The organism is Rothia nasimurium (assembly GCF_928392795.1).
Classification (GTDB): Bacteria; Actinomycetota; Actinomycetes; order Actinomycetales; family Micrococcaceae; genus Rothia; species Rothia nasimurium_F.
On the sequence record NZ_CAKMTJ010000002.1, the window covers coordinates 1 to 15,466 of the forward strand.

13 protein-coding genes are annotated in these 15,466 nt (G+C 57.2%); 2 read left to right on the top strand and 11 right to left on the bottom strand.

The genetic code is table 11. The features are described from left to right. Window positions 1–320: 320 nt before the first annotated feature. A complete protein-coding gene (locus L6963_RS02910) occupies window positions 321–818 on the top strand; it encodes a hypothetical protein (protein ID WP_237206898.1) in 498 nt (165 codons plus the stop codon). An 86-nt stretch (window positions 819–904) separates the two neighbouring features. Continuing rightward, window positions 905–1,411: a hypothetical protein gene (locus L6963_RS02915; RefSeq protein ID WP_237206899.1), complete on the top strand. Its 507-nt coding sequence runs from the start codon at window positions 905–907 to the stop codon at window positions 1,409–1,411. A gap of 174 nt (window positions 1,412–1,585) precedes the next feature. Here the strand turns inward: L6963_RS02915 and L6963_RS02920 are convergent, their stop codons facing one another. The 11 genes from L6963_RS02920 to L6963_RS02970 all read right to left on the bottom strand — a co-directional run bounded on the left by L6963_RS02920 (window position 1,586) and on the right by L6963_RS02970 (window position 15,316). After that, window positions 1,586–2,128 (bottom strand): hypothetical protein, encoded by a 543-nt coding sequence (locus tag L6963_RS02920; protein ID WP_237206900.1) that lies wholly within the window; start codon window positions 2,126–2,128, stop codon window positions 1,586–1,588. Window positions 2,129–2,303: 175 nt separating this feature from the next. Then, window positions 2,304–2,855: a hypothetical protein gene (locus L6963_RS02925; RefSeq protein ID WP_237209142.1), complete on the bottom strand. Its 552-nt coding sequence runs from the start codon at window positions 2,853–2,855 to the stop codon at window positions 2,304–2,306. A 32-nt stretch (window positions 2,856–2,887) separates the two neighbouring features. Next, window positions 2,888–4,000 (bottom strand): hypothetical protein, encoded by a 1,113-nt coding sequence (locus tag L6963_RS02930; protein WP_237206904.1) that lies wholly within the window; start codon window positions 3,998–4,000, stop codon window positions 2,888–2,890. Window positions 4,001–4,258: 258 nt separating this feature from the next. Next, on the bottom strand, window positions 4,259–5,197 hold the full coding sequence (locus L6963_RS02935) for a DUF808 domain-containing protein (protein ID WP_237206906.1): 939 nt from the start codon (window positions 5,195–5,197) through the stop codon (window positions 4,259–4,261). A gap of 134 nt (window positions 5,198–5,331) precedes the next feature. Then, window positions 5,332–6,396 carry an NAD(P)-dependent alcohol dehydrogenase gene (locus L6963_RS02940; RefSeq protein ID WP_237206907.1) on the bottom strand — a complete coding sequence of 355 codons (1,065 nt, stop codon included), beginning with the start codon at window positions 6,394–6,396 and terminating at the stop codon, window positions 5,332–5,334. 64 nt (window positions 6,397–6,460) lie between these two features. Next, complete coding sequence (locus L6963_RS02945; protein WP_237209144.1) at window positions 6,461–6,796, bottom strand: PLD nuclease N-terminal domain-containing protein; 336 nt, start codon at window positions 6,794–6,796, stop codon at window positions 6,461–6,463. Between the two features lie 155 nt (window positions 6,797–6,951). Continuing rightward, a complete protein-coding gene (locus L6963_RS02950; protein WP_237206911.1) occupies window positions 6,952–9,417 on the bottom strand; it encodes a 5'-nucleotidase C-terminal domain-containing protein in 2,466 nt (821 codons plus the stop codon). 103 nt (window positions 9,418–9,520) lie between these two features. Further along, window positions 9,521–10,939 carry a TIGR01777 family oxidoreductase gene (locus L6963_RS02955; protein ID WP_237206912.1) on the bottom strand — a complete coding sequence of 473 codons (1,419 nt, stop codon included), beginning with the start codon at window positions 10,937–10,939 and terminating at the stop codon, window positions 9,521–9,523. Between the two features lie 233 nt (window positions 10,940–11,172). Continuing rightward, a complete protein-coding gene (locus L6963_RS02960) occupies window positions 11,173–11,631 on the bottom strand; it encodes a hypothetical protein (RefSeq protein WP_237205367.1) in 459 nt (152 codons plus the stop codon). A 455-nt stretch (window positions 11,632–12,086) separates the two neighbouring features. Further along, complete coding sequence (locus L6963_RS02965) at window positions 12,087–13,589, bottom strand: APC family permease (RefSeq protein ID WP_237206913.1); 1,503 nt, start codon at window positions 13,587–13,589, stop codon at window positions 12,087–12,089. Window positions 13,590–13,765: 176 nt separating this feature from the next. After that, window positions 13,766–15,316, bottom strand: coding sequence for an alanine/glycine:cation symporter family protein (locus L6963_RS02970; RefSeq protein ID WP_237206914.1), 1,551 nt, complete (start codon window positions 15,314–15,316; stop codon window positions 13,766–13,768). Window positions 15,317–15,466: the final 150 nt, after the last annotated feature.

Genomic DNA, 15,466 nt, shown 5'->3' on the forward strand with positions numbered 1-15,466 from the left:
ACACACGCAGACGACACTCCTGGTGCAACCTTCTAGCCCCCGATGACTTCGAAGCACTCACATCAGCTACACTGACCCAAGCAGCATAGCTAACCCCCGACGTGTCTACTTTCCAGGGGTCAGGCCCTTATCGGGCTCCTCAGGAGGTGGTTGATGGTGCTTTAGTGGTCTTATAATTGTCGGAACTAAAGCCAGTACATATCACTGATCTCGTTGATACAGGAAAAGAGTAGGGATTTGCTATGCATAGGGCGCGATTATTTCAGTTACGTGTTGTTGGTGCGATCGTATTGAGTTCTTTATTTTTGGGAGGGTGTTCTATGAACGGTTCTGAGGATTCTGGTGTAAAGGTTGATCCGTCCTCGTCGGCTTTTGATGCATCGGTGGATGTGAATAAGGATTTTGAGCAGGCGGTATTGGGTACAGTTGAAGCTTCAGGTATTTCTGATAGCGACTGGAGATATGCCGGAGGAGATACTTTCGGATCGGAGGATTTCAAAGCTTATGTGCCCCAGATGAGTACTTACTGTGGCAAAAAAGAAGATGGAACAGAGCTGTATAACAAGGATTTGCGTCTTGAAGCAGAGCATCGCTTTACAAAGGAACAGTACCTGAAGAAGAGTGATGATATGTGGGCGCACTGGGAGTCACAGGGGCAAAAGCCATATGTAGTAGGTTCTGATTCTTCTTCGAAGAAGATTGCCTATAAGACCGAAGGTGGTGCCCTGATTCAGTTTGATGCTGGTAAGGGCGGTCTGATGGTTTTTGCGGATTCTGCGTGTGTTTTGCCGGGGGAGCCTGATCCGTTGGCATCTTAGATTGTACTTATATGACGGGTCTTGTTGTGCGCAAATCAGTAATGGGGTGGCTAGTCCTGGGCACGATGGTGTGTTCTGGGTGCTCTATGCAGTTCGAGGATGGTGCGGTTAGTTCGGTTTCAGATTCTGAAACGAAGGTTGAGGCTATGCGGGATGATTTTCGGGTAGCGGTTCAGGAGACGGTAGAGGCTACCGGGTTAGGGACAGAACACTTTGAATGGAACGGCAGCAAACCTTATTCTGAAGTTTCTTTTGAGCCAGGTCAATATCGCGCTACTGGGTGCGGAGGGAATGCTAAAGACGGGTTTGAGTATCACTATGCTGCTGTGGTTAAAGGGGATAGGAAATATACGGCCACGGAGTGGGAGGTGCAGTCTGAGAAGGTTCGTGCTCGGTGGGAATCTTTGGGGTGGGAGGTGAAGAATGTTGCTCCGGGAACGAGGGATGCTCCTGGTATTACGATTGGTGCTTCTACTCCGGCGGGTGTGACGGTGTTGTATACGGTTAGTGAGGGCGGCGTGGATTATGTGAATGTGGATTCACCGTGCTCTGCTGAGATTCCGGCCCCGTCGTCGTCGGCTTCTACCTCGTAGCTTTGATGTTGTTGGGGTATATTTCTATGGCTAAGTAAAACAAGAGTATAGGGCATACTTTAAATTGATATGTACTGTTATATGTACGTGGTTTAGTTCCGACAATTGTTTTTTGTTTATTTTCAATGTACGGGAGCGGAACTAAACCCAGTACATATCACTCATCTTTTATCCCTATGCTTTCTCACCGGGGTAAACCTGAGCTGAAGATTCATCACCCTTAAACCCAGCAAAACACTGCGTATCAGCCTCCACCGATTCACCACCAATCCCAGCGGTATAAACCACCACAGTCCCATGAGCTAAATCGGTAGCTATCTGCATCATGCCCTTACTCTCACCGACGTTACGAACTTTCAGCCCACGAGATTCCCACGCCTGGCGAACTTTCTTAATCTGGTCTTGATAGTTCTTAGTGCCGAGGTTCTGGCCATAGGTAGTAGCCTTGAGTTCGAGGCTCCCTTCACCTTCCCCACAGGGAAAAACTGTCACATCAGCCCACGAAGCTTCCTGATATGGAAAAGGCATCGTATTATTCTTCCACCGAAACTTCGCTTCGTTCCCGTTAGCGCTAGCGGCAATAGTTACGGCAGAATACATATCTTTGAAGATTTCATTAGTGCTCGGCTCAACAGCCTCATTCTTCTGATCCACAGAACCACATCCTGACAATACAAAAACTAAAACAACCACAACCGACAAAAAAATACGCTTCATCGCATTACTCTCCTTCGCCTTACAATCTGCTGGTCAAAAGGTACTACTTGATACCTAGAATGCCATCTTAAATAGTTTGTACCGTACCCTGCTGAGATTCCTGCACCGTCGCAATCTGCTTCTATCTCGTAGCTTTTACCTTTTGGCTCATTCCCAGAGGGATAACGCTTCGTACCTATTGTTGAGCAGCGTACACCACAGGCTCCTCCACCGGGTTGCCCTTATCAAAGAACTCAGGAATACACTGTGAGGTTACTTCAATATCTTCACCAATAACACTAGCGGTATACATCAAGTTAATATCGGTATCAGTGACAGTCAGAATCTGTTTCTTATCAGGATCCTTAGGGGTTGAAAGATCTTTCACCTCCCAGCCTTGAGACTCCCAATACGCTGAAACTCGGTCGATAGCTTCCTGAGGATTTTCATAGCCTAAATTTAATCCGTAGGTATCAAACATGCCATAAATTTTGGCGATATCTTTATTATCGCAACCTGAAATATACGGAGAAAAATCAGTCCATTTAGCCTCATCCGGATACGGGAATTTCTCATACCCACCCCGCCACTGATAATCATCCCGATGCACACTAACAGACATCGTCCCCGTCAACGCAGCATAATAGTCTTCAAATACCTCATTAGCAGACGGCTCAGGCGATAAAGCAGAACACCCAGAAACACCCACCACAAACACACCCACACAAGACACTGCCAACCGACGCACCCGAACACCCCTCCTATACCTATCGTTCCACTTCATCGAGTTGCCTGCCTCGAATAATACTCCACCTCACCACGAACACCCACCACCTGATCCTCCACCACAGACACCTCACCCACAAAACTCTTACGCACCAACGAACCAGCCGACAAGGGCAACCACCTCTTCTTCTCCAAAGCCCCAACCAGCCCCTGAGGCCTCCTACTCTTCACCCGAGTCCACCAACGATCCTCAGACACAAACACAAACGACTCCCCAGATACAGGATCAGCCTCACCCACCACCATGCGCAACTGACCTGACTCAAGAACGCTGATCTGCACATCATCCACAGAAACATTAATAAAAGACACCACCCAACTGTGACGCCGCACATAATCCTCACCCGGCACCTGCACAAAACTTAAAAGGTTCTTATCCACAAACATCTCAACGATGCGTGTACGGGTTGGTTCAAGATTTGGCTCTTGTTCAAAGTACATGGACTTGCGATAGCGAAGCTCTTGTGCTGATAGATACTGGGTGGGCACTTGACCAGTGAAGGTGAAGGGGCCGGTGATGGTTCCTCTAAGGGTATAGCGGTGAGTGGGGTTGGAAGGGACGAAGTGGTGGTAGAGCTTAAAGCTAGTGTGGGTGTTGGTGAAGGCTGAGAGCTCGATGGCGTAGGGTTGGTTGGTTTTACGGATGTTGGTGATGGGTTCTGTGGGGGGTGCTGTGGGGGTGGGGATGCGGTAGAGGCGGGTGGCGTGGATGTGGTGGTGTTGTGTGTGGCGGGTCCAGGCGTAGAGGGTGTGGTGGGTTTCTTTCCACCAGCGGGGGCGGGGGCCGATGAAGGGGGCAGGGGTGAAGGAGGCTGCGCCCCAGGTCAACACAAGCCAGCCTAAAGATCCAGCAGACACAAAGCCTGCCAATAAAAATAATAGATTCTCATTGCCGAAGTAATGCAACAAGATGGACGCAACTAGGAGACCTAAGAAAAAAATCCCGCTGGCGCCAAGAATGAATAGGTAGAGGTCCATCCAGAAGGGGTCTTTGGTGAGGGCGTAGGTGCGGTTTTTTCCTGCGCCGAGGAGGGCCCAGCCACCAAGACTAATAACAATCAATCCTATACAAAAAAGAATAGCTGGAGTTATCTCGTAGGTTGTCATTAGCTAAGCATTCCTTTTAGTCCGTTAAAAATATTCCACTTATATCTGCTACCCGGCCCCCCTGTCTCCCCTACCCTCGCCCTTTAACCTGCTGGCCAAAAGCTACTACTTGATACCTAGAATGCCATCTTAAATAGTTTGTACCGTGCCCTGCCCGTTTTTGATACTAAAAACGGGCAGGGCGCGGTACAAACTAGGGGAGGGGTTCGTAGGGGCGAGCGTGATCCTGCAGGACCCCTCCACGAGGAGCTACAAAGCCTAGTGGTGCTTCTTGCCGGGCAAGAAGTGGACCACAGCGGCAATAATGCCGCCCCAGATCAGGCCGATCACCATAGAGCAGAAGGTGTTGATCAGCCAAGCTGCTACTCCGCCCAGGGCGGGCAGGTGGTGGCCGTACTCCTCAAGATGGTGCACGAACTGGTAGGGAGCCTCCCACCAGTGCATATCGTAAAGACCCAGCAGAATAATGTGGCCACCCACCCAGAGCATGGCGAACGTACCCACGACAGAAATAACGTTCATGACCACGGGCATAGCCTTCACCAGGCCCAGGCCAAACTTCTGCGCCCCGGCAGATTCACGCTGAGCCATCGCCAGGCCGATGTCGTCCATCTTGACCAGCAGACCCACAGCACCGTACACCAGCAGGGTAATGCCGATACCGACCACAGCCAGAATAGCGGCGCGGGCCCAGAAGCCCTCAGAAGCAACCTCGTTCAGGGCAATCACCATGATCTCGGCGCTCAGAATAAAGTCGGTGCGCACAGCCCCCGAGATAATCTTTTTCTCGGCGTCCTCACCCTGCACCACCGCGGGAGTTTCTTCCGCGGCGTGCTCCTTCTTCGAGAACATCTCGATGACCTTTTCGGCGCCCTCAAAGCAGAGGTAGGTGCCGCCCAGCATAAGCAGGGGGGTGAGCATCCAGGGCAGGTACTGGCTCAGCAGCAGGGCTGCAGGAAGAATGAAGACCAGCTTGTTGCGCAGGGACCCTACCGCAATTTTCTTGATGATGGGCAGCTCACGCTTGGGTTCGATATTGCGCACGTACTGCGGGGTGACGGCGGCGTCGTCCACCACCACACCGGCTGCCTTCACGCTGGCGCGGCCAGCTGCCGCTGCTACGTCGTCCGCGCTTGCGGCTGCCAGCTTGGCAAGAGCCGCTACGTCATCTAAGAGAGCCGCTAAACCACCGGCCATAGAAATCTCCTCGGGAATGAAAGGTTGTCTTGTTCCTAAGAATACTGCCCGGCGGCCCTAGGCAGGCTAAGACCCCGCACACACTTTGGCGGGCGGGGTCTGAGCTACCTCCAGATCAGGACGCCGGTGGTCGGCTAGGCGCTGACCTCAGCGCTGTCGAAGGTTGCGGTGTCGATGACCACGCGGAACTGCACATCACCGTCCACAACACGCTCATAGGCGGCATCAACCTCGTCCACGCCGATTTTCTCAATCACAGCGCCGATGCCGTGCTCGGCGCAGAAGTCCAGCATTTCCTGGGTTTCGGGAATACCGCCGATGTTGTTGCCGGTGAGTACCTTGCCGCCCCCAATCAGGCGGTTCATGTGAATCTCCAGGGCCTCCGGGGGTAGGCCCACCACCGAGAGGATACCGCGGGGCTTAAGCAGGCCCAGGTAAGAATCCAGGTCGATGGGGGCAGAGATGGTGTTGAGGATCAGGTCGAACTCACCGCGGTGTTCGGTGAAGAAACCCTCGTCGGTGGTAGCCAGGGTGCGGACGGCACCCAGCTTGGCGGCGGCGTCCGCCTTCTTGAGGCTGCGGGAGAGCACGGTGACCTCGGCGCCCATGGCGGCGGCAATCTGCACGCCCATGTGCCCCAGACCGCCCAGGCCCAAGATGGCAACCTTCATGCCGGGCTTAACGCCCCAGCGGGCCAGGGGTGAGTAGGTGGTGATGCCGGCGCAGAGCAGGGGCGCTGCCACGTCGAAATCCAGGGCGTCGGGAATGCGCAGAACGAAGCGCTCATTGACGGTGACCTTCTGGGCGTAGCCGCCCTGGGTGATGGTGCCGTCCACGTCCTTGGAATTGTAGGTGCCCACAGAGCCGTTCAGGCAGTTATTCTCGAAGCCGGCAACGCACTGCTCGCACTCGCCACAGGAATTGACCAGGCAGCCAACACCCACGCGGTCACCCACCTTGAACTTGGTGACGGCAGAGCCAACAGCCTCAACAGTACCCGCGATCTCGTGGCCTACGGCCAGGGGGAAGTGGGCTTGGCCCCACTCATTGTGGATGGTGTGAATGTCGGAGTGGCAGATACCGGCTGCCTCAATCTTGATGACGACATCGTCCTCGCGGGGGTCGCGACGCTCGATTTCGGTGACTTTGAAGGGCTGGTCGGGGCCAAATTTTTGCAGGGCCTTGACGGTGATAGGCATAGAGTCTCCTGAATGAGGTGGTGCTGTCACCTTTCACTCTACGCCTGCCCGCTTCTTGCGCTACCTACTGCGCCGCCGGTTCGCTCTCAGAGTGAGAGCTGGCGGACTCAGCCAGTTCGCGCCGGTCAGCGCGCATGCGCAGCCAGTAGGCTAGGGGGCCAACGATAGGGATAAAAAGGGTGAAGAGCAGCCACTTGAGCTTCTGCGTCTCACTCAGGTGGGGCTGGCGGTGCACGGTGAGCACGCAGAAAATGGCCAGGCCCATGGCAAGAAAGAGCAGGGGGTAGAAGAACCAGCCGAAGAGGCTGAGCTGGGTTCCGGTTTCTTCAGCGGCGCGGACGCCCGCAGCAAGTAGGCCTGTAAGGGAAAGGGCGGGGGTGGAAAAGACATCGAGGGGCATAGTGTCCATGGTAGTGGGCAGAAGAAAGAGAAGGGACCAGATCGCTCCGATAGTCCTTGTACACAACACATACAATGCGGAGTAATCTGGTCCCTTTGCGGGGGCAGACTAGATTTTTAGCGCAAATGCGGTATCTAGCCTATGAAAGCCAACTCTTAGGCCTTGCGGCGGCGGTTAGCTACCAGGGCAGCACCACCGGCAAACAGGGTCAGGGCGCCCGCGCCAGCAATCATAGAGGCGGTGAAACCGGTGTTAGCCAGGTTGCCGGAGGAGCTGCTACCCGAAGAAGAGGTAGAGGACTTGATGGCGCTGCCGTCCTCAGCCTTGTTGGTGTAGTTGGGGTCCTGCTCGCACCCTACGCCGTCCTTATCGGCATCCAGGCCCTTGTGGAAGCCTGCCTCGTCGGACTTGATGGAGCGGCCCAAAGCGTCCCATACAGCGGCGCAGTTCTCGTACTCAAAAGCGGTAGCTGAGGGGGCAGGTGCAACAACAGTGCTCTCGGAGCTAGGAGCTACGGTCGGCTCGGTGGTGGGCTCAGCGGTCGGCTCAACAGAGGGAGCGACAGTGGGCTCTTCGCTAGGAGCTACGGTCGGCTCTTCAGAAGGAGCGGGAGTAGGTTCCTCAGAGGGGGCAGGGGTGGGTTCGGCAACCGCACCGGTGAAGTTCGCGGAGAGGCGGACGGTGGTGCCAGCAACGCCGGTCGCATCAGTCAGAACAACCTCGTGGGTGCCGTTGGTGATGCCCTTACCTGCCAGGTCCAGGGAAACTGCCGCGGTGCCGTCCTCAGCAACAGCGACGGTGCCAACCTCAACGCCACCCACGGTAACCTTCAGCTCGGTCAGAGCGGGTACGCCGTAGCTACGAACGTTCAGGTCGGACAGGGAGAAGCTCAGGGTGCCGTTGACGTCGTAGCTCTCAGCCAGATCTGCCACGCGCACAGCCTGCTTGGCGAAGTTGGGGTCAACGGTGCCAGCGTTCTTGAAGTAAGAAACGAAAGCGTCTGAATCTACCAGAGCGGTGTCCTTGGCGTTAGCGCCCTGGGAGAGGGTGCCGAAGTTGTCGCCGCCGCCCAGCAGGAAGCTGGGGATAGCGACGGTGTAGGTGTCGGCGTCCTCAACCTTTGTGCCGTTGACGTACACATCGAGGATGTTGGAGCCGCGGCTTGCGTAGCCCTCAGCGTCGGGGGAGCCGGTGTAGGTGTAGGTGACGTTTGAGGAGAAGCCCAGCTGCAGGTAGGGGCGGGTTGCCATCTCGCCTGCCGAGTTCTGCTGCCACTGCTCTTCAAGCACGGTCTTGAGCTGGGCGCCGGTGAGCTCGGTGGTCCAGAGGTTGTTGGCGAAGGGGGTCACGTTGACGATGTCCATGACGCGCACGTTCTTGTTTACGGCCAGACCCAGTGAGGTGCGCAGGCCGCCGGGCAGCTCATCGCGCAGACCGCCGGGGTTGACGATGCCGATATCGGCGGGGGTGCGGCCGGTGGAGTTAGCGGCAGCCAGGTACATATCCGCTACCAGGTGACCCATGGTGGACTCGTAGTTGCGCATGTCAAAGCCACCCTGGGTGTCCTTGGCGGAGTCAAAACCGGTGGTGATGGGAGCGCTGACCTGGCCAGCTACCACAGAGCCCTGCTCGGTGGCGTAGGTGTTGGCGTTGGTGATGATGGTGTTCACGTTAGCCAGGACGGGATCAGCTGCAATCTGCTCGGCGGTGGGGGCGCTCATGCGCTTGACCAGCTCTGAGGAGTAGGCGGTGACGTTCTTCTCGGCGTCCAGGGTCAGCACAACCTTGCCCAGGTTATCGCCGTAGTTGCCGGTCTGAATAACGGGGCGGGTCTTGCCTGCCTGGCCGGGAACTGCGCCATCAATGACGTACTCGGCGTGGGTGTGGCCGGTGAAAATAGCGTCCACGGCGGCGCTGGTCTGGTTGATAATCGCGTCAGCTTCGGGAGCTGAGGTGTCTACACCCTCGTGGTACTCAGCGATAATCACGTCGGCTTCGCCGTTGCTTGCATCACCGTCAGAGAGCTGGGCGGCGTACTTGTTCACGGCCTCGATGGGGTCGGTGAACTGTACGGACGCCAGCGCTGAGGGGTCAGTCAGCTGCGGGGTTTCGGTGGTGACAGCACCAATGACGGCCACGGTGGTGCCGTTGACCTCGGTGGTGTAGTAGGGCTCCAGGGCGGGGGTGCCGTCAGCCTTCAGGACGTTGGCGCCCAGGTAGGTGAAAGAGGAAGCAGGGATAATGCGGTTGACCAGGTCGTCCATGCCGGCATCGAACTCGTGGTTACCCACGGCGCTGGCAGAAAGGCCCAGGGCGTTCAGGTAGTCCAGAGTGGGCTGATCCTTCTGCACGCTGGAAACGTAGAGGGAGGCACCTACGTTATCGCCAGCTGAGAGCAGCAGGGAGCCGTCGGTGGCAGCGGCACGCTCGGTCTGGATGGTGTTGGCCAGGCCCATAGCAATGCTGGTAGAAATACGACCGTGGAAGTCGTTAATGTTCAGCAGGGTCAGGGTGGTGGTATCGGCTGCACCTGCACCCGGAACGGGGGCAACAACCAGGGCAACAACGGTTGCACCGCTGGCTGCCAGGCCAGCAAGACGGCGGGAGAGAGAAGAAGACATGCTTATCTTTCGGTGAGAATGATGATGTGTGTCATTCAACAGAATAGCCCGCTCCGCGCCGTCTCGCCGGTGTTTACAGTGACATTTCGGTGAACAAAAAGCCCTAGCGAACCAGCTCGTGAGCCAGAGCCCGCTCTAATTCCGGCTCAAAGAAAACGTAGCCACTAGCCAAGAGCTTATCGGCGCTCGCCAGCTGGCTCGCCAACGCTAATTCCTTCACTCCCTCCTGCCCCAGGGCCAGGGCAGGTACGGCAGCAGGGATAGGTAGCAGGACGGGGCGGCGTAGCACCTTTCCTACTGTCTTGGCCAGGGTCTTTGCCGTTACCGGCGTGGGTGCCACCGCATTTACCGGCCCCTCTAACTTTTCAGTGAGAACAGCGTGCACGTAGATACCGGCAATGTCGTCCAGGCTGATCCAGCTCTGCACCTGCTTACCTGAACCAACCCAGCCACCGGTCCCGCTCAAGAAGGCCGGAAGCTGCAGGCGCAACATGCCACCCAGGGCAGACTGCACCAGGCCGGTACGCACGTTCACTACTCGAAGTCCAGCCTCGCGGGCAGGCTCACAGGCAGCCTCCCATGCCTGGCACACCTCCGCCAAGAAGCCACGCCCGGCGCTATCTTCTTCAGTGAGCACCACATTCCCCCGGTCAGCACCGTAGAACCCCACTGCCGAAGCGCAGACGAAAACCTGCGGGGCAGCGTCCGCACCCCTCTGTTGCACAAGCTCAGCCAGAGTTGTTGCCAGCAGGGTTGTGGACTCAACGCGAGAATCAAGAATCTTCTTCTTATTCTCCTCGGTGAAGCGCTGGTTGATGCTGGCCCCGCCCAGGTGAATCACGGCGTCCGCCCCCTCAAAAGCGGCGGTATCAACCTCGCCAGCAGACGGATCCCAACGGAACTCGTGCTCAGCCTCGGGTGCGCGGCGCACCAGCGTGCGCACCGTATGCCCACCACCGGTCAGCAGGGCAACCACCTGGCGCCCCACCATGCCGGACGCCCCAGCCACCACGACCGTCAGCGGCTCCTGCTGGTAGCGCTGCTGAAAATCAAGATCGGCACCGATTCGGCGCTCGCGGGCAGCAAAAACCTTCTCAAGCTGTTTCTGAGCAGCGACCTGAGCCAGTCGTTCGGCGCCAGCCCCCACCTTTTCTACGGGTGCAGGGGCTGTGGGGAGCACCCTAAAAGTAATGCTGTCACGCACCACCGTATCGCCCGGGGTGGGCAGGAAATCGTGGGTGTGCTCCCAGGCCGAAAGGGGGCCGCGGGCCAGCTCATCGGTAAAGGAATCGGCGGACGCCCGAGTATGGCGAGCTGCCCACGGCAGGGTTAGCAGGCCCGAGGTCAGGGGCAGGGCCACCCGGGTATGAGCGGTACTTCCCGGTTCCTGAGGACTGCCCTCCTCAACCACAGACCCAGCCCAGTGAGGGGTCGCCCGGGTCAGGGCACCCGGACGCATAAACCAGGTGCGCACAGTTTCCTCGGCATAGGGGTAGGCGGCGGTATAGGTAAAGTTAGCCATGGGAGCCCTCCTGGGATCAAAGGAATTTTAAGCAACCTTACCTTTTAGGAGGGGTAATGCGCAGCAGGTACGCGCGATTGATAGAAAAGAAAGCCGACCTAGAGACCTATTCATTAAGGTGGGTGGAGCAGGCTCACAGCGAAGCTGCTGGCTCGGCGGCTGGCGTGAATCGCCTTGTGAGCGAAGCGAACCAGGCGAGAGGGTCGGCAGCGAGCGTGAGCCTGCGGAACCCCTTAGATAGCCAGAGCGGTTAGTTTGGCCTCCACAGCCTCAATCAGCTCAGCCAGCGTAGTGATGTAATACTTCTCAGCCAACGTCACCGCATTCTCACCCGGCAGGCCATCCGTAGCGAAAGATCCCAGGCCAAAACCCGCCCCCGTACCAAAGCTGCTGGGTGCGGGTGCCTGGCCGCCCGCGTCCTGACCAAAAGCGCCCACACCAAAGGCGGACGCCGGGGCGCTCGCCGCCTCGCGCGTGAGGGTGTACCCGTAGGCGGTCGAATCGGCATAACTGATATTGAGCACATACTCCACCTGCACGCCGTCCTCGGAGCGCTCCACCGACAGGTCAGCATCGTCAAGAAACTCACCGTCGAGCTCCAGACCACCGTTGTACTCAAGGGCCCACCCAAACTTACGGGCCAGCGCAAAGGCGGTCTCTTTAATCTGGGTGTGCTGCGGATCAACGGCCATTGATACTCCTTGCCGAGGCGGATGTTTCGTATCTACTGTACTCGGAGTCAAAGAAAGGGGATAAAGAGAAGTGGAGACGAGCCCTTCCCAGGGGGCTCGCCTCCACTTCGATGCACTGCCCACACCCCTGCGGGCAGCTATCAGAGACGATAAATTTGAAACACACTCATACTCTGAATCGCAGGTCTGTCAGCCCAAACTCTTCCAGACCTACTACACCAAGTATGACATCTGAACCTCTGCAAAACCTGAGATTCTGTAGGTATAAAAGGGGATAAAAACTAGGCAGGTATATAGGGTTGCCCCCTATTTTGGGTCTGGCAAGGTCAAACAAAACCACCCCTAAATAGTGCAAATTTTATCTATCTGTAAAAAATTTCTAGACCTTCAGGGCGTGTTGCCCTCTCTGTCACACGCTTGGCCGGTGCTAGAGAGGGCATGGTGGTACAGTCGCTCTATTTCACCTCGTCCAGGTCAGCAGACTCGGGTACCTTGACCCGGGTATCCATATTCAGAGTCTCACCCCGGAAGAAGGGCTTGAACTCGTCCCGGCCCATCAACAGCGCCATCAGGCCAAAACCAATCACAAACGAAGCTACCGCAGTGACAAAGACACCGCTGGTACTCAGCATCTGGGTATAGCCGTACTCCGGGTCAGCCATATTGACCAGAGAAATCACCAGAATCGCGGTCATCATCACGCCACCGGTTGCTGGAATGATCAAACGGAAGACCACATTGCGGGCGCTGGTGAAAATATCGCCCCGGTAGTACTTGATGCAGGCGAAGGACGTCACTGCGTAGTACAGGGCCACAGCCACACTGGCTGCCTCAATCGTATCGGCCAGCATGTTCTCACTGATGTAGGTCATGCCCGCGTAGAAGAGAGCCGAGCAAACACCCATATAAACAGTGGAAGTCTTAGGGGTCTTGAACTTGGGGTGTACATCGCCGAACTTAGCCGGAACTGACCGGTAAACCGCCATAGCGAAAATGCCGCGGGACGAAGGCAGAATCGTGGTCTGGCAGGTTGCCAGGGCAGATACAGCCACCGCCAGAATGATGATCCAACCCCAGGAGCCCAGGGCGGCGTCCTTAAAGGGGGTGAAGACGTCGTCCGAATTATCGGGGTTAGCCAGGCCAATGCCGCCCGACCCAGCGCCCGCGTACATCAGGGCCACCACGGTCACAAACACATAGGTAACCACCAAAATAGAGCTGGAAAGGACGGCTGCGCGCCCCGGGGTGCGGTGAGGGTCCTTGGTCTCTTCGGCAATGGCCAGGCAGGTGTCCCAACCCCAGTAAATGAAGATAGCGATGAGAACAGCCTGAATCATTCCGTCAAAGCTAGCCTCAAAGGGATTGAACCAGCTGGCTTCAAACTCATAGCCGGTCACAGCCCCCGATGCCAGGGAATTAAAGACACCCAGGGCCAGCAAAACAATCGCCACGTACTGAATACCCACCAATAGCCACTGGGTCAGCGAACCGGCCTCAATATTGCGGTAGGAAATCCAAGTGGTCAGGGCAATCACCAGAACACCGGTCGCCACAATGACGTGCTTGTTGTGGGCCAGGTCGTCCTGCCCCACCAGCAGCCAGAAGTAGATAGCCGCAATCTGGGTCTGATTCGCCATAGCAATCACACCCGCAACAATCACGCCCCAGCCAGAAATCCAGCCGGTCTTCGGCCCAAAAGCTTTAGCGCCCCAGGTGAAGACCGTGCCCGAATCCGGCACCGCCTCGTTCAGCTCTTTATAAGAGAGCGCCGTCAGGAGCATAGGGATAAAACCCAAAATCAGGGCTATCGGGGCTTGGTAGCCCACGGCTATCACGATGAAGCCGATAGAGGCAGCCAGTGAGTACATGGGGGCGGTTGACGCTACCCCGATGACGGTTGAAGAAGCTAGCCCCAGGCGCCCTGCGGCGAGGCCTTTGTGGCGGAAGTCGTTGGTCATTGTCGCTAAAGATCATCCTCTGCGGTGGGGTGGGCGTAAGAAGCCTACCCCGGTGGCGGTTAAGAACAGCTTTCAGTATAGGGGTTTAAAACCAGGACGCCGCCGCGCACCATCCCTGCCAAGGGGCAGGGTGGTGGGCGGCGGCGTCCTAACGGAATAGCTACCCGAAGGGTGAACTACTTGCCGCGGGCGGCGCGCTTTTCAGCCTGCTCGCGGTCGTAGGCCTGCCAGTACTCGCGCTGGGTGAGCTCGTCGGTGCCGTCCCAGGCGTCCAGGTTCTTGATCTCGGGCAGGTCTGAGGCCTGGAAGACCGGTTCCAGGCCGGCCTTGCGCTGGGCCTCGTAGTTGCGCAGTACCTTCATGACCTGAGGCATGAGCAGGCAGACCGCGGTCAGGTTGACGATAACCATACCGCCGTTGAGCAGGTCAGCCAGGTTCCACAGCAGATCCAGCGAAGCGATGGCACCGAAGAATACGAACAGAATCACAATGACGCGGAAGATGTTCATGGGCAGGTGCTTCTCGGTGACGAAGCGGATGTTGGACTCGCCGTAGTAGTAGTTACCGATAATCGACGAGAAGGCAAAGAGGGCAATCGCTACGGTCAGGAAGTGAACCGCCCAGGGACCCAGGTGGGTTGAGAGAGCGGTCTGGGTGAGGGTGCCGGAGGCATCGCGGTTGCCGTAGGGGATATCGCCTGCAACGAGCACGATGAAGGCGGTCACGGAGCAGACCAGCATGGTGTCGAAGTAGACGCCCAGAGCCTGCACGAAGCCCTGCTTGGCGGGGTGGGAGACGGACGCGGTTGCACCGGCGTTGGGGGCGGTACCCATACCGGCCTCGTTGGAGAGCAGGCCGCGGCGCATGCCCTGGGTAATCACACCGATGAGGGTGCCGGTCACGAACTCTTCCAAACCGAAAGCACCGGCGAAGATAGCCCCCAGTACAGCGGGAACCTCACCCAGGTTCATTGCAACAATGATCAGACCCAGAATCAGGTAGAGAACTGCCATGAAGGGAACCAGGATCTCGGTGACCGAGGAAATGGTGCGGATGCCGCCGAAGATAATAAAGCCCGCAATGACCGCGATGATAATACCGAGGGTGACGCGGAATCCCATGCCGTTGGTACCGCTGATGTCAACGCCGAAGGAGCCAGCTGCTGCCCCCACGATGGAGTTGGTCTGCACGGCCACGAACACGAAGGCGTAGGTGATCACGATGAAGGCAACGAAGATGAGACCCAGCCAGCGGGCGTTGAGGCCGCGCTGCATATAGTAGGCGGGGCCACCGATGTAGGAGTCCTCGCCTTTGCGCTTGTAGAGCTGGCCCAGCAGGGACTCTGCGAAGGCGGATGCTGCACCAATGGAGGCGATGACCCACATCCAGAAGACAGCGCCGGGACCACCCAGGATGATAGCCATGGCAACGCCGACGATATTACCCACACCCACGCGGGAGGCTGCCGAAACTGTAAAGGCGCGGAAGGCTGAGATGCTCTTCTTGCCGTTGTACTCGGTACCTGCCGGGTCCTTGAGGGTGCGGAACATTTCGCCAATCAGGCGGAACTGCACGCCTCGTGTTGCGATGGTGATGCCCAGACCTACGGCTACCAGAGCGTACATGAGGAAGTAGGCCCAGAGTGCATCTGAGATGCCGGTGATAACCTCGGTTGCTCCAGCGGTGGATTCGTTAATCCAGTTCACTGCATTGAGCAGAGTATCCATGCGTGCTCCAAATCGTTATAAGGGCGGACCGGTCCGGGGTATGGGTGGGCCGGTTGCACTTGGTGGGGCGCCTTAGCTGCGGCACGGTGGGCAGTAAGGGCGGAGAATCACCGGCGCTAGGGCGGTGAACACTAGGGGTAATTCTCACAG